The following is a 22,265-nucleotide window of genomic DNA, read 5'->3' as shown; positions in this document are numbered from 1 at the left end:
TCACTCTTTTAAAGCGTGATTTTTTTCTTTTAATGCCGACTTAGCTCAGCGGTAGAGTGCTTCCTTGGTAAGGAAGAGGTCACGGGTTCAAGTCCCGTAGTTGGCTCAGATTTCATCCCGATTTATTCGGGATTTTTTTTGCCTAAAAATTGATATCTTGAATTTCGAAGCTTTGAAAAACTTAGAAAAAATTTTTCTTATAAATTTTGAAAAATAAATTTTGGAGATTCAAAAAAACGTATTATATTTGCACCACCAAAAACAACGATACAATCGGAGTTATTGGAGAGATGGCAGAGTGGTCGATTGCGATAGTCTTGAAAACTATTGACTGTAACAGGTCCGGGGGTTCGAATCCCTCTCTCTCCGCAAAACGGGAAACCAAACTGAAAGCCTTAGATAGAAATATCTGAGGCTTTTTTGTTTTTAGATATTTTCAAGGAATTTGGCGATCTCAAAAAGTTTAAGGATCAGTCTCAAAACTTGGGGACTAAGCAAAAAGTTTTGATAATCTGAAGAGGTAGAATGTTCTGTCGCGAACGCCCCGAAGCTGTAATCTGAAGTTTTTAATTTTCGCATTGAATGATTCTGCTGAAGCATTTGTACTTCTTCGTTCAAAATAATTGAGAATATCGTTGTAATGATTCACAATTGTTTTCGAGAGCACAGAAAACGATTTGAAGCCTGATTCTTCCACCTCCTTGAACCAATGCGCCAATTTGAGCATGGCTACCGGTTTTGGGATTTTTTGATTGTAAATTTTCCTCAATCCATCTGCTAAATGATAAGCTTTTTCTAAATCTGGATAGTGAGAAAATAAGATTTCGGCTCTCTGTTTTTGGTTTGAAGTCCATTTTTCCCTGCATTTATAAAGCAAATATCGACTTCTTGCTAAAAGTTGTTTTCTTGTGTCGCCGTTTTCGAAAATTTCAATTTCGTTTTTTTGTTTCTTTAATTTAGCTTCTGCCAGCAAATTATTTTCTAATTCAATAGCTTCCCAACGGTGCTGTATTCTGATCTCCTGCAATGCTTCTGTGGCGAGTTTCTGAACATGGAATCTATCGACCACTTGTGTTGCATTTGGAAAGCATCTCTTGGCAATTAATTTCATGGAACCCGCCATATCTAGCGTGATTTCTTTGACATTTAATCTTAATTTCCTGTCGATTTTAAAGAGATTTTCAATTACCTTTTCGCTCTTTGTTCCTTTAATGATGGCAACAATACTTCCTTTTCTGCCTTTTGCTTTTTTGGAAGTGAGTACGGTGTATAATTCACCATCAGAAAGGGCGACTTCATCCAGCGAAAGTCGGTTTGAAAGGTTTTCGGAATACAAAATCCATTCTTCGGCATGTGATTTTTGTTCCCAATTTTTAAAATCGCTGATGCTTTTTTTGTATTGTCTCTGAAATTTTTTGCCATTCACCCCGTATAGCTCACCAATGGTTTTGCAGGGAAGGGCTTTAGTATCGGCTGATTTTTTTTAAGAACTCCGCAAAATCCTGTGTCATGTGGGTTCCTTTGGCAATGAGATTCCAATCTCTCTGGATAATATTTCCGGATTTCACTTCAGTCCATCTTCTGCGTTTGATGTGCAGTTTTACAGATTTTCCGCGCAAAGGAAAGTCATCTACGGTAATTTCAGGCAAAAATCCTTTCGATTGCACCACAAGTGAAGAAAATTCTTTGGGAAGTGTATTTTTTTCTTCAAAATAAAGATGAAGAATATTGTTTTCTTCCTCAAATTTCAAAATCTCGAAATATTCGATTAAATACTCAGGTAACAATAATTTGAGTAGTTCAGATGCATTCGACATCCTACAAAATTATCACTTTTTATTTTTCTCCCCAAGTTTTAATCTTGATACAAGTTTAATAATATTTTAATTATTCATAATTGAAATATTAAAACACGCAGATCACGAGCTTGAAGCCGAATCTTTTCTTAACATTTTATTTGTTACGCACTGTTCTACATCCAACCAAGTCTCCACCTCATTGTTTTTTTCGTTAAATTCGTAGTAAATATATCCTTGATGAATATTCTTCTACTGGAAGACGACCTCATTCTCTCGGCAGAATTGAGCAAGTTTTTAGAGTCAAACTATTTTGTGACCGACAGAATTTATGACGGAGAAACCTTTCTCCGCCAGATAAAGAACAATTCTTATGATCTCTATCTTTTAGATATCAATGTACCAAAAATCAATGGCCTGGATGTTTGCCAAACGATCCGTTCTTTCGATAAAAACACACCGATTATTATCATTTCCGCCTACGGTGATCTTTCGGATAAGAAAGATGCTTTCACGAGATTGGCTGACGATTATTTGGTTAAACCTTTTCAGTTTGAAGAATTACTGTTGCGGATGAATTCACTGTTAAGAAGAAAAGTACCAATAGATACTGCAGACCAGGATATCATTAGAGTTGATGATTTAATCATTAACAAAACCGAACAGAAAGTTTTCAGGGCTGGAAACGAAATCGCTTTGACTTTAAAAGAATTTCAGCTGCTGGTTTATCTCGCAGAAGCGCAGGGCAGAACGGTTTCGAAACAACAGATTACAGAGAATGTCTGGGAACATAATTTCAACACCAATACCAATACTGTTGAGGTCTATATTAATTTTTTAAGAAAGAAATTAGATAAAGATTTTAAGGTGAAGCTGATTCATACCCGTTCCGGTTTCGGATATTATTTAAATCCTTTATAGATGTCATTAAAGAGGAAAATTGCACTTACGCTCAGCATTTCATTTTCATTACTTTTCGGTATTGTCCTCATTATTATTTATGTTTCTTTTAATGATTTCAGGAAAGAGGAATTTAAAGAAAGATTCGTCCGTAGGTTAGATTTTACCACCAACTTTATTTCTAAGTCTAAAAACTTTGAAAACGAAGCACCGATTTTTTTCAATGAAAACTCTGACAATGTTTTACTGAATGAAACAATTTTAATTTTTAATGCTAAAAAAGAACTCATCTACAGTACCATCAAAGACAGAAAAGTTACTTGGGACAAAGCGCTTCTGAAGGATGTTGATCAGAAAAAAGCAGTTCACCAAGAAAATACATATCCTGAAGTTTATGCTGCTCTAAAAAATATTAATGGTGAAAATTATTACATTCTTACCAGCGCTTATGATACGAACGGACAGTCGAAACTGGATTATCTTAAATATCTTTTAATTACCGCTTTTATTACCTGCACACTCCTGATTGGTTTTTTCAGTTACTACTTTATGGGGAAATTCCTTCAGCCGCTGGAAGATCTCAACAAAGAAATTTCTGAGGTAACGGCACATAAACTCACGACGCAGATTCAAGTTGAGCAGTCGAATGATGAGATCAGTATTTTGGCGCAGTCATTCAATACGATGATTGTCCGTCTGAACGATGTTTTTCAGTCACAAAAAGATTTTACCGCAAGTGCGTCCCACGAGATCAGAACTCCGATTACCAGAATGGCTTTTCAGCTGGAAAATTTAATCAAACTTGAACAGCATTCTACCGAAACACTTTCTGCCTTGAGACAGATGTTGAAAGACGTGTATCAACTTTCAGACTTGACGAACTCTCTTTTGCTGCTTACAAAATTCGATAAAGAAAATATCCAGACTATTTACGAGGAAGTTAGAATTGATGAGGTTATTTTTGAATCTTTCGAGCGTGTTCAAAACAGCTTCCCCAATCTCACCATGGATTTTCTGATTTCTGAAAGCACTTCCGATCAGGCATTTTTAACCATCAAAGGAGTTCAGTCCCTGCTCAATATTGTTTTTATTAATTTATTTAAAAATGCAGCAGTGTACTCAGATGATTCTGAAGCTAAAGTTTTGATTACAGAAACCGAATCTCAACTTAGCGTAGATGTAATTTCTGCGGGAAACACGATTTCACTGGAAGAACAACCCAAACTGTTTGATGCCTTCATGCGTGGAAATAATTCTCAAAACATCACCGGATCCGGTCTCGGCCTCCGAATTGCCAAAAGAATCCTGGAATACCATAACGCGAAAATTAAATACCATTCGCCCACGGAAAATACCAATAAGTTTACGGTTACTTTTAATAAATAGGTTTTAAATATTAAAATAAGAACAATAAGTTCTTCCAACCAAAATTGTGTTATCTAGCTAAGTGAAACGGCTTTGTGTATCTTTATATTTACAATAGATTTAAAAAAAATCTGTGTCTCACTTTGCGTTTAAAATTTTCTCTAAACATTTTTGAAGTAATAATTAATTATCCATCCTTTAGGGTTGGTGAAGAAATTTCTTTTCAAAGTATTGTTATGTATCCAGCTTTTGAAAAAATCTGAAAGTTTATCTCGTAATGATTCAAAAAATACTTCAAAATCAAATTTAATTTTTTTTTAAGCCTACTTTAAGGTCGTTTTAATCGAGCAACCGCACTTTTGCTATCAAAATTGAGAGAATGAACAAAATTGCAGGACTGTTCGTTGTTATATCTTCGATAATGACAGCGCAGCAGCAAATGTCGCTTTTGGATTGCGAAAATGCCTTTCAGCAAAATAATCTTCAGCTTCTTGCCGAACAGTACAACATCAACATGGCTGATGCGGATATTCTGCAGGCTAAAATCTGGGAACTTCCGCAGATAAGTGGGTACATCAACGCCTATAACCCCGAAGACAGAAAAGTTTTGGATGCCGGTAAAGCCAAAGGTCTTGAGGTGACACAGCTGATTTACATGGGTGGCAAAAAGAAAAATGAAGTTGCTTTTGCAAAATCCAATAAAGATTTGGCGCAGCTCCAGTTTACGCAGTTGCTTGTAGAACTACGCACACAGCTTCATACCAATTACTACAATCTTTATTATGAAAAACTGAAGCTCGAAAATACCAATAAGCAACTGGGATATATGAATGACCTCTTAAAGGCGTATAAAGTACAGTCTGCAAAAGGAAATGTTTCGTTGAAAGACGAAGTGAGATTACAGAGCATCGTCATTCAGCTGAATAATGACAAACTGGGAATCACTAAAGACATTCTTGAATTCGAACAAAATTTAAAAGTTCTTACCGGAATTAGAGAAAATATAGAACCTCAGATTTCAGATGAAGAAGCCAGAGAGATTCTTGCTGCACAGCCTTTCGGCGATGAATCTGATTTAAAAAGAAAAGCCATCGAAAACAACGCAGATTATTTATTTAATTTAAAACTGATTGATAATTCTAAGCTTTATGCACAGTGGCAGAAATCTCTCAATGTTCCCGATTTGAATGTGGGAGCGGAGTACGACCAAAATTCTGGAACATTCAGAAACGAAATCAATTTGAAAGTAGGAATTCCTATTCCGCTATGGAAGGTGAATAAAGGAAATGTGCAGAAAGCTAATTATGCTATTGAACAAAATCAGAGAAATGCAGAATTTCAAAAACTGAATCTCGAAACGAAAGTACAGTCGGCTTTTCAGATGTGGAAAAATCAGTACGGACAGTTACTCGAAATTAAATCTACAGACCTCGATAATTTAGATCTGGTCTACAATGGAATTCTGAAAAACTTCAGAAACGGAAACGTGACTCTGATCGATTTTACAGATTTCATGGAAAGTTACCGCCAAACTTCTCTTCAGATTTATGATATGAAAAACGAACTAATACAGTCTGCAGAACAGCTCAATCAATTGGTACAAACAAAAATCTTCTATTAATATAAACCTTTATTGTCTCTGCTAAGTGAAACGCCTTTGCGAACTTAAAAATAGCATGTTGTTTAAAAAATCTTTGCGCCCTTTGCGTTTAAAATAATAATCTAAATGAAAAAAATAATTATACCAATATTTTCCACCTTACTTTTATGGTCTTGTTCTAAACAGGAAGCACCAAAAGAAACTGCACCCAAAGGTTTTGAGCTGAGTAATACCATGCTCGAATCGATCACCACCGCTAAAGTTGAATTTAAAAACATAGAAGATACGTACAGTTTTTACGGAAAAATATCTGCAGACAGAAACTCTTACATCGACGTTTATCCTTTGGTTGGCGGAAATGTAATGAGTGTAAATGTTGAGCTGGGAGATTACGTGAAGAAAGGTCAGGTTCTCGCAACAATCAGAAGTACAGAGTTAGCCGATGTTCAAAAGGATGTGAGTGATGCTAAAACAGATTTACTGGTTGCTCAAAATAATCTACGCGTTGCCAAAGAAATGTATGAAGGGAAACTGACGACGGAAAGAGAAGTTTTGGAAGCGAAAAGTCAGGTGCAGAAAGCACAGGATCAGATGCAGAGAACTTCCGCAGTTAGTACGGTGTATAATGTGAAAAAGGGAAATCTTTACAGTGTTTTGGCTCCAATTAACGGATACATTGTTCACAAAGACATCAACAAAGACATGCAGCTGAGAAGCGACCGAAGCGAAAATATTTTTGATGTAGCCAATACCACCAACGTGTGGGCCATCATGAACGTCAATGAATCTGATATTGATAAAATCAGTCTAGGCATGACGGCACAAGTCTCCACATTATCTTATCCTGATAAAGTTTTTGACGGAAAAATTGATAAAATCTTTAAAATCATCGATCCGCAGACCAATGCGATGCAGGCGAGGGTGGTTTTGGATAATGCCAACGGTTTGCTGATTCCTGAAAGTAAAGCGACCATAAGGGTTTCGAAATCCGAGAATGCCTCAGCGCTTTCTGTTCCATCAAAGGCGGTAATTTTTGACGATGACAGAAGTTTTGTGGTTGTTTTTAAATCAAGAACCGATGTGAAAGTCAAAGAAATTAAAGTTCTGAAACAGCTGGGCGACGTGACATATCTTTCAGAAGGTCTTACGGAGGGAGAAAATGTAATTACCAATAATCAGTTGCTGATTTACCGTTCACTAAAAAACTAAGATTTAAATGAACCTAATGAAAATCTTTGATTTTCTATCTAATGTGCTCTTTTAAGCAAATAAAGTATAAATCTCTAATGTGACTTATGTGTTTAAAATTATTTCAACGAGTTTCTTAGTTAAAGTTTTTAAATTAAATATTTAGGTATCAGCGTACTGTCTGAAATCTATCATCTAACATCTATTCAGCATGAATAAATTCATTAAAAATATCATTTCGTTTTCACTCAAAAATAAAGCATTCACCTTTATTTGGGTAGCGGTTTTGGCGGTTGCGGGCTTTATCAGTTTCAAAAATATGCCTATTGAGGCTTTCCCAGATGTCACTAATACCCAAATCGTGATTATCACCCAGTGGAATGGCCGTAGTGCAGAAGAAGTGGAACGTTTTGTCACGACGCCCATTGAGCTGGCGATGAGTCCGGTTCAGAAGAAAACAAGCGTAAGAAGTACGACGATGTTCGGGCTTTCTATTGTTAAAATTCTTTTCGATGATGGAGTAGACGATATGTTTGCCCGAAATCAGGTCAACAATCAGCTGCGAAATGTGAGTCTTCCTGATGAGGTTGACCCCGAGGTGCAGCCGCCTTACGGGCCGACGGGAGAAATCTTCAGATATACACTGGAAAGTAAAACCAAAGACTCCAGAGAACTGCTGACTTTGCAAAACTGGGTGATCGACCGCGCTCTGAGAGGCGTTCCGGGAGTGGCTGATATCAACGTCTTCGGTGGTCAGGATAAAGTTTTTGAGCTGAGCATTGATCCGAGAGCTTTGGATAAATACAATCTGACGCCTCTGCAGGTTTTTGAAGCGGTCACGAAAAGCAATCTGAATGTAGGTGGAGATGTTATTGAAAAGAACGGACAAGCCTATGTTGTCCGGGGAATTGGTTTGGTACAGTCTAATGAAGATATCGGGAATATTACCATTCAAAACGAGAGCGGAAATCCGGTTTTGGTTAAAAATGTGGCAGAAGTGCATGAGAGTTCGCTGCCGAGAGTAGGGCAGGCCGGTTTAAATAAACAGGACGATACTGTAGAAGGAATCGTGGTGATGCGAAAAGGTGAAAATCCGCGTGAGGTTTTGGTTGATGTAAAAGCTAAAATTAATGAGCTGAATGAAAAAATTCTTCCGAAAGATGTAAAAATGGTCACATTTTACGACCGTGATAATCTGATGGATTTCACTACAGAAACCGTAATGCATAATTTATTGGAGGGAATTATTCTGGTGACGGTTATCGTTTTAATTTTCATGGCAGACTGGCGCACCACGTTGATTGTTTCCATCGTCATTCCTCTGTCCTTACTGTTTGCGTTTTTATGTTTAAAAATGGCGGGCATGAGTGCGAATTTACTGTCACTGGGAGCTGTAGATTTTGGAATTATCATCGATGGTGCCGTCGTCATGGTCGAAGGAATCTTTGTAATGCTCGATCATAAAGCCAAGAAATACGGTCCGGATAAATTCAATAAAATGGCTAAAGCCGGCTGGATTAAACAGACCGGAACAGGTTTAGGGAAAGCAATTTTCTTTTCAAAATTAATAATCATTACGTCATTAATTCCAATCTTCTCATTTCAGAAAGTGGAAGGGAAAATGTTTTCACCATTGGCATTCACGCTGGGTTTTGCATTAATTGGTGCATTGATTTTTACATTGACATTGGTTCCTGTGCTTACCCACATGCTTTTAAATAAGAATGTACGAGAGAAAAACAATCCGTTTGTGAATTTCTGGGACAGAATAGTGCTGAAAGGTTTCAGTTTTACATTTAAACATAAAAAACTCAGTTTGATTGTTGCTTTATCTTTCATGGCGGTCACTTTATTCTCAGGAAAATTTTTAGGAACAGAATTTTTACCTCAATTAAATGAAGGTTCACTGTGGATCACTGCAGAAATGCCGATGAGCTCATCTCTAAAAGAGTCGTTGAAGACTGCCGATATTTTGAAAAAAGATATTATGAGCGTCCCTGAAGTGACCGATGTTCTCGCGCAGACCGGACGAAGCAATGACGGAACAGACCCAAACGGTTTCGGATTTGTACAGTTTGCGGTGAATCTTCAGCCAAAAGATGAGTGGAAACGAAAAATCAGTTATGAAGAACTGGTAGAAGAAATCGATAAAAAACTAAGGAATTATCAGGGGATTACCTTTAATTATTCTCAGCCGATCTCAGATAATGTGGCAGAAGCGGTAGCTGGTTTTAAAGCTGAAAACGGAATTAAAATTTATGGCGATAATTTACAGACACTCGACAGACTGGCCGATGAGGTTTTAAAATCGATCAAAGATGTAGACGGAGTAAAAGACGCCGGAATTATTAAAAATATCGGTCAGCCAGAAGTAAGCGTTGTATTAGACCGAAATAAGATGGCAGCTTACGGCGTGATGCCCGATGATGCACAATCAGTTTTGGAAATGGCTTTTGGTGGAAAAACAGCTTCAGAAATGTTTGACAGCGAAAGAAAATTTCCAATCAGACTCCGTTATTCTGAGGAGTACAGAAAAGACGAAAAAGATATAGCTTCGCTGATGGTTCCTACGCAGGACGGTGCTAAAATTCCTTTAAAAGAGATCAGTACCATCGAAAAAGACAACGGTGCCGCATTTATTTACAGAGATGATATCAAAAGGTATATTGGAATTAAATTTTCGATTCGTGACCGTGATTTGGGAGGAACAATCGGCGATGCACAGAAAGAAGTGGCAAAAATGAAAATTCCTGAAGGATATTCTGTAGGCTGGACCGGGCAGTTCGAGAACCAACAGAGAGCTACCAAAAGACTGACAGAAGTAGTACCCATCAGTATTTTGGGGATTTTCTTCCTCCTGTTTATTCTTTTCGGTAATATGAAAGATTCACTTTTGGTACTGGCAAACGTTCCTTTTGCTTTAATCGGCGGAATCATCGCATTGCATATCACGAATATGAATTTTGGGATCTCTGCGGGAGTAGGTATGATCGCACTCCTGGGAATCTGTATCCAAAACGGTGTAATTCTTATCACGGAATTCCATCAGAATGTTAAAAACGGATTAAAGATAGATGACGCGATTTTCAGTGGTGTGAAATCCAGAACACGGCCGGTGATTATGACTGCACTGATGGCATCAATCGGTTTACTTCCTGCAGCTCTTTCTACAGGAATTGGTTCGGAATCTCAAAAACCATTAGCAATTGTCATCATCGGAGGTCTGATTACAGCAACTGTTCTAACCTTACTAATCTTCCCAATTATCTTTTGGATATTTAATAAAACTAAAAAGACCGATGAAGGTTTTTAAGATTGAAAATGATTGTGTTCTTTTATTTATCATAATTAAAAGTTCAGTTTAAAGGAATTAATTTAGAATCAAACAAGTCAGGTTGAAATTTGAAATAAGCCATTCTGTTGAAATGCTCAACCATTTATTAGAGGCAGTCACGTAAGAAATGTAATTAATTTCAAACGAGGTCATTCTTTCATTTATTTTTATATAAACAGAAGCCCGGGATAGAAAAATCTACCTCGGGCTTCTTATAAAATCAAGTCTGTTTCTTTTTTAGAATCCTAAACCTACGGTAAATCCTCTAACCGGGTTCGGATATGCTCCTAATGAAGCTGTAGCTCCGTTAGCAATATTGACAGTGAAAATTTTTGTTTCAGCACCTACTGTTGCCAGTAAATAAGCTTTTTGGCTTGTGCTTCCGATATCGAATCCATTAGCTCCGGAAATATTGATTCCTAGTGCTCCTCTTTCTACCAAAACACCTCCGTTTGGTGGATTTTGAAGATATAATTTATCTGTGTTATGATCGATAACAAAAAGTTCTGTAGTCGCTGTTCCTGCAAAATTATTAGTATAAGCTGCGGCACCTACAGCAACCGGCGTAGGAGTAAGTCCAGTGTCAACTGCTGTAACGGCTCCTGTAACCGGATCGAGTCTTAGGTTTTGACCTGTGTTGCTCACTACTCTGATTTTGTCAACAGTAGGATTAAAATCAAATCCAAACTCAGTTCCTGCAAGTGGAGTGGTAAGTGTACCTGTACCTACCTGGGTAAGTGCTCCTGTACCTAAGTTAACCGTATAAATTCTGCTTGAGTTTCCTAAGGCATACAACTGTCCGTTTAACGGTCTGAAATCAATACCTAAAATATTTTCTCCACTCTGTAACCCTGTAAGAGCTTTTGTAACGGGAGTTGCAGGATTATTTGGGTCAAAGATCTGTAATGCGTTAGCGTTATCGATTGCATACGCTACAGGGTTTGTAGGAATTGCGATGTCAATTATTTTCAGTGGAAGAGTTCCGATGCTTGAAGCTTTTCCCGTAGCAAGATCTACATTATATAATGCGTTTTGAGCTCCGCTTGTTACAGCCATTAATGCTGCTGTATTTTCAGGATTGATATCAAAAGCCGCCTGACCTGTGAATGTAAATCCTAAACTTCCAACTTCAACCAAAGTTCCGTTATTCGGTGGATCCTGTTTGAAAAGTTTTCCTGAAGTTAGATCAAGATCATATAAAGTAGTTGTTGCCGCGCCAGATTTACTGTTTGTATAAGCGATACCTGCGATAGCTGCTGTTGTAGCAATACTTGTATCGGTAGCAGCCGTTACTCCGTTTTCAGGATTAAGACGAAGATTCTGACCTGTGTTGGTTACCAGTCTTATTCTGTCCACCGTCGGGTTAAAATCGATAGAAGCGATTGTTCCTGAGATAGCAGGTGTAAATGCTGTTGTGCTTACAGCTCTTGAAGTAGCTGTAGAAGTATTGATGATATAAAACTTGCTTGCATTTGATACAGCATAAAGCTCACCTGTAGCCGGTCTGAAATCAATACTTAATAATTTTTCTCCATTAGGAAGCCCTGTAATAGGCTTGGTGGAAGTCATAACATTGCTGTTTTTTGCATTGAAAGCCAGAAGATCATTATTGGCACTCAATCCATAAACCATTACATCGGGACCTACTGTAGGTATTTCGGGCATACTTGTATTTTCATCATCATCGCAAGAGAATACCGTGATAAAAGCTAATGTAGCCAGACAAAAATTGAATAGTTTTTTCATAAAAATTTATTTTAATTAATAGTTGCAGTTAAATATACGAGAGAAAAATAAAAATGGATTTACAAACTGTTTTTTTTAATTCATTTTTTTGTTATAAATTTGCAGTTCCAATATACAAAAAAAGGAGGTTTGCAGTTTTTGGATTTGAATATTAAACTTTTTTTTTAACAAAAAGATTTTAGTATTTAAAAATTCATTATATTTGCACACCGAAAATTTGAATAAAACAATAAAATAAATAATTTAAATCATGGCAAAGGAAACGTTTAATCGTAACAAACCACACTTGAACATTGGTACTATTGGTCACGTTGACCATGGTAAAACTACACTTACTGCAGCAATTTCTGCTGTATTGGCTAGTAAAGGTCTTGCTGAGAAAAAAGATTTCTCTTCTATTGACTCTGCTCCAGAAGAAAAAGAAAGAGGTATTACTATCAATACTGCTCACATCGAATACGAAACTGAAAAAAGACATTACGCTCACGTTGACTGTCCAGGTCACGCGGATTACGTTAAGAACATGGTAACTGGTGCTGCTCAGATGGACGGTGCTATCGTTGTATGTGCTGCTACAGACGGACCAATGCCTCAAACCAGAGAGCACATCCTTCTATGTCGTCAGGTAAACGTACCTAGAATCGTTGTTTTCATGAACAAAGTTGACATGGTTGACGATGCTGAGTTATTAGAGCTTGTTGAAATGGAATTGAGAGACTTATTGTCTACTTACGAATTTGACGGAGATAACTCTCCAGTAATTCAAGGTTCTGCTTTAGGTGCTCTTACAGCTGCTACTGCTGAAGGAGGTGCTAAAACTGATGACCAATGGTTCAAATCTGTTGAGCAATTAATGGATGCTGTTGACGAATGGATCGAGCAACCACCAAGAGATACTGATAAGCCTTTCTTGATGCCAATCGAAGACGTATTCTCTATTACAGGTAGAGGTACTGTTGCAACTGGTAGAATCGAGGCTGGTATTATCAACACAGGAGATCCTGTAGATATCATCGGTATGGGTGAAGAAAAATTAACTTCTACTATTACAGGAGTTGAGATGTTCAGAAAAATCCTAGATAGAGGAGAAGCTGGAGATAACGTAGGTCTATTGTTGAGAGGTATTGAAAAAACTGACATCAAAAGAGGTATGGTTATCGCTAAGAAAGATTCTGTGAAGCCTCACAAGAAATTCAAAGCTTCAGTTTATATCCTTTCTAAGGAAGAAGGTGGACGTCACACTCCATTCCACAACAAATACCGTCCTCAGTTCTACGTAAGAACTACTGACGTTACAGGTGAAATCTTCTTACCAGAAGGTGTAGAAATGGTAATGCCTGGTGATAACTTAGAGATCACTGTAGAATTGTTACAGCCAATCGCTCTTAACGTAGGTCTTAGATTTGCGATCAGAGAAGGAGGTAGAACAGTTGGTTCAGGTCAGGTTACTGAAATCTTAGACTAATCATCTTAAAATAATTAAAGTTCCGTAAGGAAACTTACGGAACTTTTAATCTACGGGCATCGTCCAATGGTAGGATACCGGTCTCCAACACCGTTGATCAGGGTTCGAATCCTTGTGCCCGTGCAAAAAGAAAATAATGAGCTTAGTAGAATTTTTAAAAGGTTCTTATCACGAATTTAGACACAAAGTAGAGTGGCCAAAGTGGTCTGACTTACAGTCTTCTACTATTGTAGTTACTGTAGCAACTGTTATTTTGGCATTATTTACCTTCGGCGTTGATGAATTGTTCTCAAAATCAATCAGCAACATCATCGGAATTCTAATTAATACCTTCAACTAATAAAGTATTTTCCCATAATGAGCGAATTGAAATGGTATGTGCTGAAAGCAATCAGCGGACAGGAAAATAAAGTGAAAAACTATATTGAGACAGAGATCAAACGGTTAGGGTTTGAGCAGTATGTTACTCAGGTAGTTATTCCTATGGAAAAGGTTATTCAGCTTAGAAATGGGAAGAAAGTACCAAAAGAAAGACCATACTATCCTGGTTATCTTATGGTAGAAGCAGAGTTGATGGGAGAGATTCCTCACGTTATCAAAAACATTCCTGGTGTGATTTCTTTCTTGAGTTTAACTAAAGGTGGAGATCCTGTACCGATGAGAAAATCTGAGGTTAACAGAATGTTAGGAAGAATGGATGAACTTTCAGAGTTCGCTTCTGATGCAGAAATTCCATTCATCGTTGGTGAAAACGTAAAAGTAATCGATGGGCCTTTCAACGGTTTCAACGGTACAGTAGAGAAAATCTTGGAAGACAAGAAGAAAGTAGAAGTTTCTGTTTTGATCTTCGGAAGAAAAACTCCAATGGAACTGAGCTTTATGCAGGTAGAAAAAGTTTAATACTTTTCAGATATAAAAAAAATACCGTTCAGAAATGAGCGGTATTTTTTCTGTTTTATATTGAAATCTAAAGTGGAAGCGTACTGACCGGAGTGATATTCTGAATATTAGACGGGTCAATAGTAAACTGATGTACGGTAGAAGTGGTAAAAGCATACAAATGATTGCCATCAATAATCAAATCTCTTGCGGGAAGATTGGCAATCGTTTTAGCTACCGTTATATTCTGCGGATTTTAAATATTGAAGATTACAATGTCATCTCGATCACAGATAAACAGATAATTTCCACTTAGAGCAAGTCCTTTCGGTTCTAAAAGATTCCGTTCCGATACCAGCAAAGGATTTTGGATGTTTGCAATATTATAGATTAATAGCTTATTGTTGTCTGCGGCATTGCAGGTTGTGTTAGAATGTAATGTAACGTAAGCATGAGTAGAATTGGCAACTACAGGATCACATGCAGTAAAATGTAATGCTTTGGAAACAAACGCTGGAGTTTCCGGATTTTGTGCAATACTGTAGATAAACATTCCGTTTCGCGAACCGATAAATAGGTAATTGTCCATTGAAAACATGGTTTCAATATTAAAGCCAACATCTACCGTTTTCACTTTCACAGGATTCGCTGGATCTATCAAGCTGAATACATTTAAGTTTGCCTGATCAACCACATACATATAATTATTTTTCAGAATAAAGGTTGCCGTAGAGCCTTCTTTTCCGTCGTTAGACAGAGATTCGGTTGCATCACTGCTGTCACTGCAGCCCATTAGAATCGCAAGACATAAAAGAGTAATATATTTTTTCATGCTTTTATTTTTGTTTCCAGTCGATTACTATTTTGTCATTGTCTGCAGGAGCCTCAAAACCGTCTGGTGATTTCAGTGCCGGGAAAACATTTTCTATCCTTTTTAAAACCTGTACTTCATTTGTTGCCGTATTAATCTTTAGAGCAACTAAATCTCTTGCCTGATTAATGTATAGAATGTCATTTCTTACTGCAACGTCGCTGGAACCTAAAGCTTTCAGATATTTTACTTTTTGAGGGTTTGCGGGGTCAGCATTGTTGATAATATGAAATCCGTCTCGTCTGTCATTGACAAATATGAATTGCCCTTTCACATAAATTTTTTCGTTCTTCACTGTTGTTTTCGGAACCTGGAGACTGATGTTGTTCAGTTCTGCACGGGTGGCAGTCACCGGTTGATATGCAGTTTGAGGTTCCAGTGGCGGGTCATCACCTCCGTTCCAGGGCCAGCATGAGGTAAGTGATATACAGGAAAGCAATACCAGTGTAGATTTGACGTGTTTCATAGTAAATTGTTTTTTTTAAAATTAATCAATTAATTTATAGATGGATATTAAATTTTACAATTTAATTCTGAAATTTAATGAGTTAAGTGTTTGCTAATTAAAATATATTTCATAATTTTGCAGTCCGAAAAGTAGGTTTACTTTATGTGAGTGCGGTAACCTGCTGAATAATAAATGCTTCCAAACTCATTAATTATTCAATTTTTAAAAAACAAACAATGGCTAAAAAAGTCTTTAAAATGGTTAAGCTCCAAGTAAAAGGAGGAGCAGCAAACCCATCTCCACCAGTAGGTCCTGCATTAGGTTCTGCAGGTGTGAACATCATGGAGTTTTGTAAACAATTTAACGGAAGAACTCAGGATAAGCCAGGTCAAGTTTTACCTGTAGTAATTACAGTGTACGAAGACAAATCTTTTGAATTCGTTATTAAAACTCCACCTGCAGCAATTCAGTTAATGGATGCAGCTAAAATCAAAGGAGGATCCGGAGAACCAAACAGAAACAAAGTAGGTGCTGTATCTTGGGCGCAAGTTCAAAAAATCGCTGAAGATAAAATGACAGACCTTAACTGTTTTACTTTGGACTCAGCTCTTTCTATGGTTGCAGGTACTGCTAGATCTATGGGATTAAGAGTAACAGGAACTAAACCAACTAACGCTTAAAACTAAGAGAAATGGCAAAATTAACTAAAAAGCAAAAGGAAGCTTTAAGCAAAGTAGAAAAAGGAAGAATTTATAACCTTGAAGAAGGTGCTGCTCTTGTAAAAGAAGTAAACACTGCAAAGTTTGATGCTTCTGTAGATATCGCTGTAAGATTAGGTGTAGACCCAAGAAAAGCAAACCAAATGGTAAGAGGTGTAGTATCTCTTCCTCACGGTACTGGTAAGGATGTTAAAGTTTTGGCTTTAGTAACTCCAGATAAAGAAGCTGAAGCTAAAGCAGCTGGTGCTGATTATGTAGGTCTTGACGAATATTTACAGAAAATAAAAGATGGTTGGACGGATGTTGACGTTATCGTTACTATGCCAGCTGTTATGGGTAAATTAGGACCTTTGGGTAGAGTATTAGGACCAAGAGGTTTGATGCCTAACCCTAAATCAGGTACTGTAACTATGGAAATTGGTAAAGCAGTAACTGAAGTAAAAGCTGGTAAAATTGACTTCAAAGTTGATAAATACGGTATTATCCACGCTGGTATTGGTAAAGTATCTTTCGATGCTGCTAAAATCAAGGAGAATGCTCAGGAATTAATCTCTACTTTGATCAAAATGAAACCAACTGCTGCTAAAGGTACTTATGTGAAGAGCATTTATTTGTCTTCTACAATGAGCCCAGGTATTGCAATTGATAGTAAATCTGTTAACTAATTATAATCCTTAAGACAATGACAAAAGACCAAAAAGTTGTAGCAATACAAGAGATCAAAGACTTGCTTCAGGATGCTAAAGTAGTTTATGTAGCAGATCTAGACGGTTTGAACGCTGCTAAATCTTCTGACTTCAGAAGACAGGCTTTCAAGCAAAATATTAAAGTGAAAGTGGTGAAAAACACCCTTTTGCAAAAAGCAATGGAACAGATTGACGGGATTGATTTCTCTGAAATGTTCGAAACTTTCAAAGGAAACTCTGCATTAATGATTGCTGATACAGCTAACGCTCCAGCAAAATTAATCAAAGACTTTAGAAAGAAAGAAGAGAAGCCGGCTTTAAAATCAGCTTTCGTACAGGAAACTTTCTATGTTGGTGACAACAACCTTGATGCATTAGTAAGCATTAAGTCTAGAGAAGAAATGATCGGTGAAATCATCGGATTACTTCAGTCTCCAATTCAAAGAGTTGTTTCTGCTCTTCAAAACAAATCTGAAACTACAGAAGCTACAGCTGAAGAAGCAGCTCCTGCAGTAGAAGAAACTCCTGCTGCTGAAGCTCCAGAAGCTCCTGCTGCAGATAGCACTGAGGAAACTCCAGCTGCTGAATAATTACTCTCAAAAAATTAAATAAATAATCAACAAAAACATTACAACAATGTCAGATTTAAAAAATTTAGCTGAAACGCTAGTAAACTTAACAGTAAAAGACGTAAATGAATTAGCTACTATCCTTAAGGATGAGTACGGAATCGAGCCAGCTGCTGCTGCTGTAGTTATGTCTGCAGGTGGTGCAGGTGAAGCTGCTGAAGAAAAAACAGAATTCGACGTAATTCTTAAAGCTGCTGGAGCTTCTAAATTGGCTATCGTTAAATTGGTAAAAGATTTAACTGGTGCTGGTCTTAAAGAAGCTAAAGATATCGTAGATGGAGCTCCTGCTGCTATCAAAACTGGTATCTCTAAAGACGAAGCTGAAGCTCTTAAGAAGCAATTAGAAGAAGCTGGTGCTGAAGTAGAATTGAAATAATTTTCAATTTTTAAATATAAGAAGCGGTAAACTTTGTTTACCGCTTTTTTTATGTTTCGTTGTTTACTAATAGTAGTTATTAGTATTGTTGTTTCTAATGAATTTTTAAATGGAATTAGAGACACAGCGACATTTAAAATATTGATTTTGAATCAAATATTACACACCAATTAATCAAAGATTAATTATATCAATGTTTCTGGGTGAAGCATTATTTTCTTCTCATTGACATTTCAAAAGAATCATGGTTTTTAAAATGAAATAATTAATGAATATTTTTAACTTACAAAAGGTGTTACGGTGGAAATTTTCGCACGTTACTTTTTAGATGACTTTAAATATCAGTTAATTAGACGTTTTATTTGTGATTCCAATCATAATAAGTCGTACTTTTGCACCTCCTAAAAACAGTGATGCATCCATCTATAAAATCAGACTTTCCGCTTTACAGTAAGCAATGGCAACCGCTATTGGGAAGGTTGATTCTATGTATGTTCTTTGTTTTAATTGGTCAGTTTACGCTTGCACAGAATGGGAATGAGTCTGACAGCGTAAAATCGAGAATCGTACTCAGAGATGGTGCAGAGATCTACTCAGAAGATGTGATATTTAATGATCAGATTCTTAGTGACAAAATTGTTTTAGAGAATGCTTCAATCTTGTCTGTTAACAAAAGCGAGTCTTCAAGTCTCATCATTGTGCAATCGATTGCAAGTTCGAAGATTGCTAGTAAAATTATTAAGTCCGAAAATAAAGAACTTCAGGAAACATCTCCACAATTGCCGGAGATTCACAAAAGAATTCCTAATAAGGCAGTTCTCTCAGAAAATTACAGCTTTGAAAATGGTTCTTCTCCGAATAATTACACAGCAAGCAGATGTATAGGTAGGGATTGTATAAATCTCAATTCTTTTGAGTTTAAAACTTTAAAGATTTCGACTTCAGGAAGTAGTTCAGAAATCAGGAAAGTACTCAATGATCTACATTGTAATTCGTATGTATATTATAACAGCGTTACTTTAAATGACTGTTTCTCAACAGTACATTCGGTCAGGCCTCCTCCCACAGTTTAAATTGATCACTGATGCTGATAATTAGAAATCAGCCTATTGCTTTCTCTGAAAAGTAATTTTTTAAAATTTAAACTTTTACAATGAAAAAACTTTTACAGACAGTAATTATTTTACTGTTTAGCATCAACTATGCTCAAACTGTATTTCTGGATGATTTCGGAACCAGCGCGACGCCCACTGCAGCCAATGATTATGGTAGAAAGACTTCACCCTATGTGCCTGCAAATTCTTTTACCTACGGAACATCAAAAGCAAATTCTACAAGCTACGATGTGACCAATATCAATAACTCTTACTACGCCGTTGTAGCTCCCGAATTTATTTACTCAGGAGTTCTTCCGGGATATTATTTCTGGACATTTGCCACTCCGACGACGACACCTTTTGAAGGTGCGAACAGATATGCTGAAGATCACACTGCTGGCGACGTTAACGGAGCAGTTTTAGCAGTAAATGCCAGCCTTCTATGAGAGGAATTTCAGCTTTACCGCAAACGGATATTATGAAGTATCGTTTTGGATGTACGTTGTTAATCCTACAACGCAGACCCGATTATCAATTAAAGATCCCGTTTCAGGTGTTGAACTGGGTGGTGTGTCAACGGGGTCCATTGGTTCACAATCTGCAAACTGGCAGGAATATAAACTAAACTTCAGAGCCCCTGCAGGAACATGTTTCAATACCGTTGCTAAATTGTCACTGCAGAATGTTTTTCCGGGTGGTTCTGGAAATGACTATTACATCGATGATATTAAAGTAACGAGGTTGACTGCAACGCCTACAGCTACGGATTTTACCTTCGTATGCCCTACAAATTCGGTTGCAGTAGATACCGACGGTGACGGAATTCCTGATTATGCTGATCTGGATGATGATAACGATGGGATTTTAGATACGGCTGAAAATTTTTGTGAAACTGAAGGAACACCCTATGCTTACAGTGATACATTTGGTACGGGTACAGCTACAGCAGTGACGCGACTCATGTTGTAGGGCATAATTATGTTGCGGTAAATCCATCAGATGGCAATTACACCATATCAAGATCTTTATCTCAAACCGTCTACTATACCCAAACCAATATTAATGGAAATAAAGATGCGGGAAACCCAATCATTGGTGAAGGAAGTACCGACGGTAGATTTCTGATTATTAATGTTGCGGCAAATTATGCAAATCAGACTCTGTACAGAGCAAACAATATTGCTGTGACAACAGGGAAAAAATATAGATTCAGAATAGACATGGCCGGACTGGCTGAAAATGCTGCGCAGGTTCCTAACCTGAGAATCGCCATCAAAGATGCTTCAGGACAGACCCTGGCTTTTGCAGATTCTAATAATATCGGAATGGCAAATGATGACCTGTGGAGAAGACTGTCTATGACCTTTGTAGCGACAAATTCTACGGTAAATTTAGAAATTATTAACCTTCAGCCACTGGGGAATGCCGGAAATGATTTAGGTTTAGACAATATTATTTTGGTGCCTTTAAATATCTGTGATTCTGATGGTGACGGAATAGAAAATTCCTTAGATTATGATTCGGATAACGATGGATGTTTTGATGCAATTGAAGGAGATGAAAATGTAAATACCTCACATCTGAATTCAAATGGGAGTATCAATTATTCAGCAAATGGAGGTGTTGGAACTGCCGTTAATAATAATGGCGTTCCTAATATAGTTAATTCCGGAGCTTTTGATATTGGGAATGATATTGGCCAGGGGATCGGAGTTTCTCAGGATATCAGTAAAAGTGACTGTCTTGATTCTGATTTTGATGGAGTACCCAATTATCTTGATTTGGATGACGACAATGACGGTATTTTGGATACTGAAGAAGGTTGTTCACCAACGGTGACCATGGGACAGATCGTAACGGCAGGTGGTGCAGCAGCGCTGGCAAATCTGCAGACTAACAGTACTGCAATATTTCCACTGGCGCCTCCGGGAGCAACATTGCCAAACGGCGGTGTGAGAATTACAAGAAATTCTGGAGGAAACGGATGGGCTCAGTTCAGTCCTGGTGGATCCAGTGCTACAACTACCGTTACTGTTAACGGTGCGCAGTCTGCCCCTTTTCCAACTACTTATCTGGATATTGTTGGAACGATACCGAGAAATGTTACCGTAGACTTTGGTGTTTCTGCCAATTCAATAAGTACTTCAAATAATGATTATCAGTATATCATCGGTATAGCAGGCTTAGGCGGAGAGAATCAGGTGACTTCTAATACATTTAGTACTCCGCTGACGGTAGTCAGTAATTCAGACGTCTTCGGTGGAGCCAAATATTCATTCCTGGATGGAATTGTATCAACAACTCCAGGACAGACAGGAACTGTAGTTTCCACAAATACCGGAGTGAATAATGCATCTCAGGGATACACATTTTATTTTATACCGAAATCAGTTGCTTCATTTACGATGAATCTGACGGGTGGAAACGATCCTCACGGTTTTATTTTCGGAGTGTACAATATGAACTGTAATGCTAATTCAGGTGGTAATGCACTGCCTAATTATCTTGATGTAGACTCTGATGGCGATGGCTGTCCGGATGCTATTGAAGGTTCTGAATTTATTAAATATGATCAGGTACATGCGTTAAATTTACCAGTTACAGATCCCAATTACATGTATAGAGGTCAGATTAAAGTGAAAGCAAACGGTGTGACAGCAGGTACTCCAGCAGAAATTATAAGTAAATTACCAAACGCAAACGGAGTTCCTGAGTTGGTAAATCCGGCTGCTCAAAATACTTCAGGTCAGCTTGGAACTGCAGACAATACCGATGTTCCGCCAACATCAGATATCGGTCAGGCGAAAGGATCAAGTCAGGATAGTACAGTTAATCAGTGTGTGTGCTATAATCCTGCGAATACTTCCGGATTACCAAGATTAGATACTTCCCACGGTATAACTTCTTTAAAGAGAGCTGGTGAAGCTAATGGCAACTGGCCAATGGTGAGAAAAGGTGCGTGGACGGCGCTGGAGTCCAAAACTAAGGGATTTGTGCCTAACAGATTGACAACTCCTCAGATTCAGGCTATCCCAGCGTCCAATTTGGTGGAAGGAATGATGGTGTATAATGTTACTTTAGACTGTCTTCAAATTAATACAACAGGTACAGCAGCTGGCTGGAAATGTTTTACAGAACAAACTTGTACCACTCTAAATTAAATCTT

General features: G+C 37.5%; 21 protein-coding genes and 3 tRNA genes. 19 read left to right on the top strand and 5 right to left on the bottom strand.

Annotated features, from left to right (window positions below; translation table 11 throughout):
• Positions 1 to 34 precede the first annotated feature (34 nt).
• A tRNA-Thr gene (locus OMO38_RS09190) sits at positions 35 to 106 on the top strand.
• A 178-nt stretch (positions 107 to 284) separates the two neighbouring features.
• A tRNA-Ser gene (locus tag OMO38_RS09185) sits at positions 285 to 369 on the top strand.
• Between the two features lie 121 nt (positions 370 to 490).
• Here the strand turns inward: OMO38_RS09185 and OMO38_RS09180 are convergent.
• A complete protein-coding gene (locus OMO38_RS09180) occupies positions 491 to 1,426 on the bottom strand; it encodes an ISAon1 family transposase (RefSeq protein ID WP_264749892.1) in 936 nt (311 codons plus the stop codon).
• A 37-nt stretch (positions 1,427 to 1,463) separates the two neighbouring features.
• On the bottom strand, positions 1,464 to 1,817 hold the full coding sequence (locus OMO38_RS09175) for an ISAon1 family transposase N-terminal region protein (protein ID WP_264749891.1): 354 nt from the start codon (positions 1,815 to 1,817) through the stop codon (positions 1,464 to 1,466).
• Between the two features lie 219 nt (positions 1,818 to 2,036).
• On the opposite strand from OMO38_RS09175, the gene OMO38_RS09170 reads away from it, so the two are divergent.
• The 5 genes from OMO38_RS09170 (at position 2,037) to OMO38_RS09150 (ending at position 10,162) form a co-directional block, all read left to right on the top strand.
• Complete coding sequence (locus OMO38_RS09170; RefSeq protein ID WP_264749890.1) at positions 2,037 to 2,717, top strand: response regulator transcription factor; 681 nt, start codon at positions 2,037 to 2,039, stop codon at positions 2,715 to 2,717.
• Positions 2,718 to 4,082: a HAMP domain-containing histidine kinase gene (locus tag OMO38_RS09165; protein ID WP_264749889.1), complete on the top strand. Its 1,365-nt coding sequence runs from the start codon at positions 2,718 to 2,720 to the stop codon at positions 4,080 to 4,082.
• Between the two features lie 358 nt (positions 4,083 to 4,440).
• Entirely contained in the window at positions 4,441 to 5,682 is a 1,242-nt protein-coding gene (locus tag OMO38_RS09160; protein ID WP_264749888.1) for a TolC family protein, read from the top strand.
• Between the two features lie 105 nt (positions 5,683 to 5,787).
• Positions 5,788 to 6,870, top strand: a complete 1,083-nt coding sequence (locus tag OMO38_RS09155; protein ID WP_264749887.1) for an efflux RND transporter periplasmic adaptor subunit — start codon at positions 5,788 to 5,790, stop codon at positions 6,868 to 6,870.
• 190 nt (positions 6,871 to 7,060) lie between these two features.
• Positions 7,061 to 10,162 carry an efflux RND transporter permease subunit gene (locus OMO38_RS09150; RefSeq protein ID WP_264749886.1) on the top strand — a complete coding sequence of 1,034 codons (3,102 nt, stop codon included), beginning with the start codon at positions 7,061 to 7,063 and terminating at the stop codon, positions 10,160 to 10,162.
• A 258-nt stretch (positions 10,163 to 10,420) separates the two neighbouring features.
• Here OMO38_RS09150 and OMO38_RS09145 read toward each other — a convergent pair whose 3' ends face one another.
• The gene (locus OMO38_RS09145; protein ID WP_264749885.1) at positions 10,421 to 11,929 is read right to left on the bottom strand and encodes a DUF4394 domain-containing protein; all 1,509 of its coding nucleotides are present in this window, start codon (positions 11,927 to 11,929) and stop codon (positions 10,421 to 10,423) included.
• A gap of 250 nt (positions 11,930 to 12,179) precedes the next feature.
• On the opposite strand from OMO38_RS09145, the gene tuf reads away from it, so the two are divergent.
• The 4 genes from tuf (at position 12,180) to nusG (ending at position 14,294) form a co-directional block, all read left to right on the top strand.
• Positions 12,180 to 13,394, top strand: coding sequence for an elongation factor Tu (gene tuf, locus OMO38_RS09140; protein WP_047444879.1), 1,215 nt, complete (start codon positions 12,180 to 12,182; stop codon positions 13,392 to 13,394).
• Between the two features lie 52 nt (positions 13,395 to 13,446).
• Positions 13,447 to 13,517 (top strand) — tRNA-Trp (locus OMO38_RS09135).
• Between the two features lie 13 nt (positions 13,518 to 13,530).
• A complete protein-coding gene (secE, locus tag OMO38_RS09130; RefSeq protein WP_052187936.1) occupies positions 13,531 to 13,734 on the top strand; it encodes a preprotein translocase subunit SecE in 204 nt (67 codons plus the stop codon).
• A gap of 17 nt (positions 13,735 to 13,751) precedes the next feature.
• Complete coding sequence (gene nusG / locus OMO38_RS09125) at positions 13,752 to 14,294, top strand: transcription termination/antitermination protein NusG (RefSeq protein ID WP_047444878.1); 543 nt, start codon at positions 13,752 to 13,754, stop codon at positions 14,292 to 14,294.
• A gap of 235 nt (positions 14,295 to 14,529) precedes the next feature.
• Here nusG and OMO38_RS09120 read toward each other — a convergent pair whose 3' ends face one another.
• Together OMO38_RS09120 and OMO38_RS09115 are read right to left on the bottom strand one after the other, a co-directional pair.
• On the bottom strand, positions 14,530 to 15,105 hold the full coding sequence (locus OMO38_RS09120) for an LVIVD repeat-containing protein (RefSeq protein WP_264749884.1): 576 nt from the start codon (positions 15,103 to 15,105) through the stop codon (positions 14,530 to 14,532).
• A 4-nt stretch (positions 15,106 to 15,109) separates the two neighbouring features.
• Positions 15,110 to 15,610, bottom strand: coding sequence for a hypothetical protein (locus OMO38_RS09115; RefSeq protein WP_264749883.1), 501 nt, complete (start codon positions 15,608 to 15,610; stop codon positions 15,110 to 15,112).
• Positions 15,611 to 15,828: 218 nt separating this feature from the next.
• On the opposite strand from OMO38_RS09115, the gene rplK reads away from it, so the two are divergent.
• The 8 genes from rplK (at position 15,829) to OMO38_RS09075 (ending at position 22,260) form a co-directional block, all read left to right on the top strand.
• Entirely contained in the window at positions 15,829 to 16,272 is a 444-nt protein-coding gene (rplK, locus tag OMO38_RS09110; RefSeq protein ID WP_047444876.1) for a 50S ribosomal protein L11, read from the top strand.
• A gap of 11 nt (positions 16,273 to 16,283) precedes the next feature.
• Entirely contained in the window at positions 16,284 to 16,976 is a 693-nt protein-coding gene (gene rplA, locus OMO38_RS09105) for a 50S ribosomal protein L1 (RefSeq protein WP_047444874.1), read from the top strand.
• A gap of 17 nt (positions 16,977 to 16,993) precedes the next feature.
• The gene (gene rplJ / locus OMO38_RS09100) at positions 16,994 to 17,587 is read left to right on the top strand and encodes a 50S ribosomal protein L10 (protein ID WP_264749882.1); all 594 of its coding nucleotides are present in this window, start codon (positions 16,994 to 16,996) and stop codon (positions 17,585 to 17,587) included.
• Positions 17,588 to 17,633: 46 nt separating this feature from the next.
• Positions 17,634 to 18,002, top strand: a complete 369-nt coding sequence (rplL, locus tag OMO38_RS09095; protein WP_264749881.1) for a 50S ribosomal protein L7/L12 — start codon at positions 17,634 to 17,636, stop codon at positions 18,000 to 18,002.
• A 413-nt stretch (positions 18,003 to 18,415) separates the two neighbouring features.
• Entirely contained in the window at positions 18,416 to 19,075 is a 660-nt protein-coding gene (locus tag OMO38_RS09090) for a hypothetical protein (protein WP_264749880.1), read from the top strand.
• An 80-nt stretch (positions 19,076 to 19,155) separates the two neighbouring features.
• Positions 19,156 to 19,545 (top strand): hypothetical protein, encoded by a 390-nt coding sequence (locus tag OMO38_RS09085; protein ID WP_264749879.1) that lies wholly within the window; start codon positions 19,156 to 19,158, stop codon positions 19,543 to 19,545.
• Complete coding sequence (locus OMO38_RS09080; RefSeq protein ID WP_264749878.1) at positions 19,529 to 20,068, top strand: hypothetical protein; 540 nt, start codon at positions 19,529 to 19,531, stop codon at positions 20,066 to 20,068. The genes OMO38_RS09085 and OMO38_RS09080 overlap by 17 nt, the downstream gene beginning before the upstream one ends.
• Before the next feature lie 215 nt (positions 20,069 to 20,283).
• Entirely contained in the window at positions 20,284 to 22,260 is a 1,977-nt protein-coding gene (locus tag OMO38_RS09075; RefSeq protein ID WP_264749877.1) for a hypothetical protein, read from the top strand.
• Positions 22,261 to 22,265: the final 5 nt, after the last annotated feature.

Origin of the sequence: Chryseobacterium kimseyorum, from assembly GCF_025971945.1 — a bacterium.
GTDB lineage: Bacteria > Bacteroidota > Bacteroidia > Flavobacteriales > Weeksellaceae > Chryseobacterium > Chryseobacterium kimseyorum.
Note: the sequence above shows the minus strand (reverse complement) of the source record. Positions and strands in the feature narration are given on the sequence as shown.

Coding starts and splice junctions, on each gene's coding strand:
- OMO38_RS09175 (WP_264749891.1), bottom strand. CDS start 1,817: ATGTCGAATGCATCTGAACTACTCAAATTATTGTTACCTGAGTATTTA.
- OMO38_RS09170 (WP_264749890.1), top strand. CDS start 2,037: ATGAATATTCTTCTACTGGAAGACGACCTCATTCTCTCGGCAGAATTG.
- OMO38_RS09165 (WP_264749889.1), top strand. CDS start 2,718: ATGTCATTAAAGAGGAAAATTGCACTTACGCTCAGCATTTCATTTTCA.
- OMO38_RS09160 (WP_264749888.1), top strand. CDS start 4,441: ATGAACAAAATTGCAGGACTGTTCGTTGTTATATCTTCGATAATGACA.
- OMO38_RS09155 (WP_264749887.1), top strand. CDS start 5,788: ATGAAAAAAATAATTATACCAATATTTTCCACCTTACTTTTATGGTCT.
- OMO38_RS09150 (WP_264749886.1), top strand. CDS start 7,061: ATGAATAAATTCATTAAAAATATCATTTCGTTTTCACTCAAAAATAAA.
- OMO38_RS09145 (WP_264749885.1), bottom strand. CDS start 11,929: ATGAAAAAACTATTCAATTTTTGTCTGGCTACATTAGCTTTTATCACG.
- tuf (WP_047444879.1), top strand. CDS start 12,180: ATGGCAAAGGAAACGTTTAATCGTAACAAACCACACTTGAACATTGGT.
- secE (WP_052187936.1), top strand. CDS start 13,531: ATGAGCTTAGTAGAATTTTTAAAAGGTTCTTATCACGAATTTAGACAC.
- nusG (WP_047444878.1), top strand. CDS start 13,752: ATGAGCGAATTGAAATGGTATGTGCTGAAAGCAATCAGCGGACAGGAA.
- OMO38_RS09120 (WP_264749884.1), bottom strand. CDS start 15,105: ATGAAAAAATATATTACTCTTTTATGTCTTGCGATTCTAATGGGCTGC.
- OMO38_RS09115 (WP_264749883.1), bottom strand. CDS start 15,610: ATGAAACACGTCAAATCTACACTGGTATTGCTTTCCTGTATATCACTT.
- rplK (WP_047444876.1), top strand. CDS start 15,829: ATGGCTAAAAAAGTCTTTAAAATGGTTAAGCTCCAAGTAAAAGGAGGA.
- rplA (WP_047444874.1), top strand. CDS start 16,284: ATGGCAAAATTAACTAAAAAGCAAAAGGAAGCTTTAAGCAAAGTAGAA.
- rplJ (WP_264749882.1), top strand. CDS start 16,994: ATGACAAAAGACCAAAAAGTTGTAGCAATACAAGAGATCAAAGACTTG.
- rplL (WP_264749881.1), top strand. CDS start 17,634: ATGTCAGATTTAAAAAATTTAGCTGAAACGCTAGTAAACTTAACAGTA.
- OMO38_RS09090 (WP_264749880.1), top strand. CDS start 18,416: ATGCATCCATCTATAAAATCAGACTTTCCGCTTTACAGTAAGCAATGG.
- OMO38_RS09085 (WP_264749879.1), top strand. CDS start 19,156: ATGAAAAAACTTTTACAGACAGTAATTATTTTACTGTTTAGCATCAAC.
- OMO38_RS09080 (WP_264749878.1), top strand. CDS start 19,529: ATGCCAGCCTTCTATGAGAGGAATTTCAGCTTTACCGCAAACGGATAT.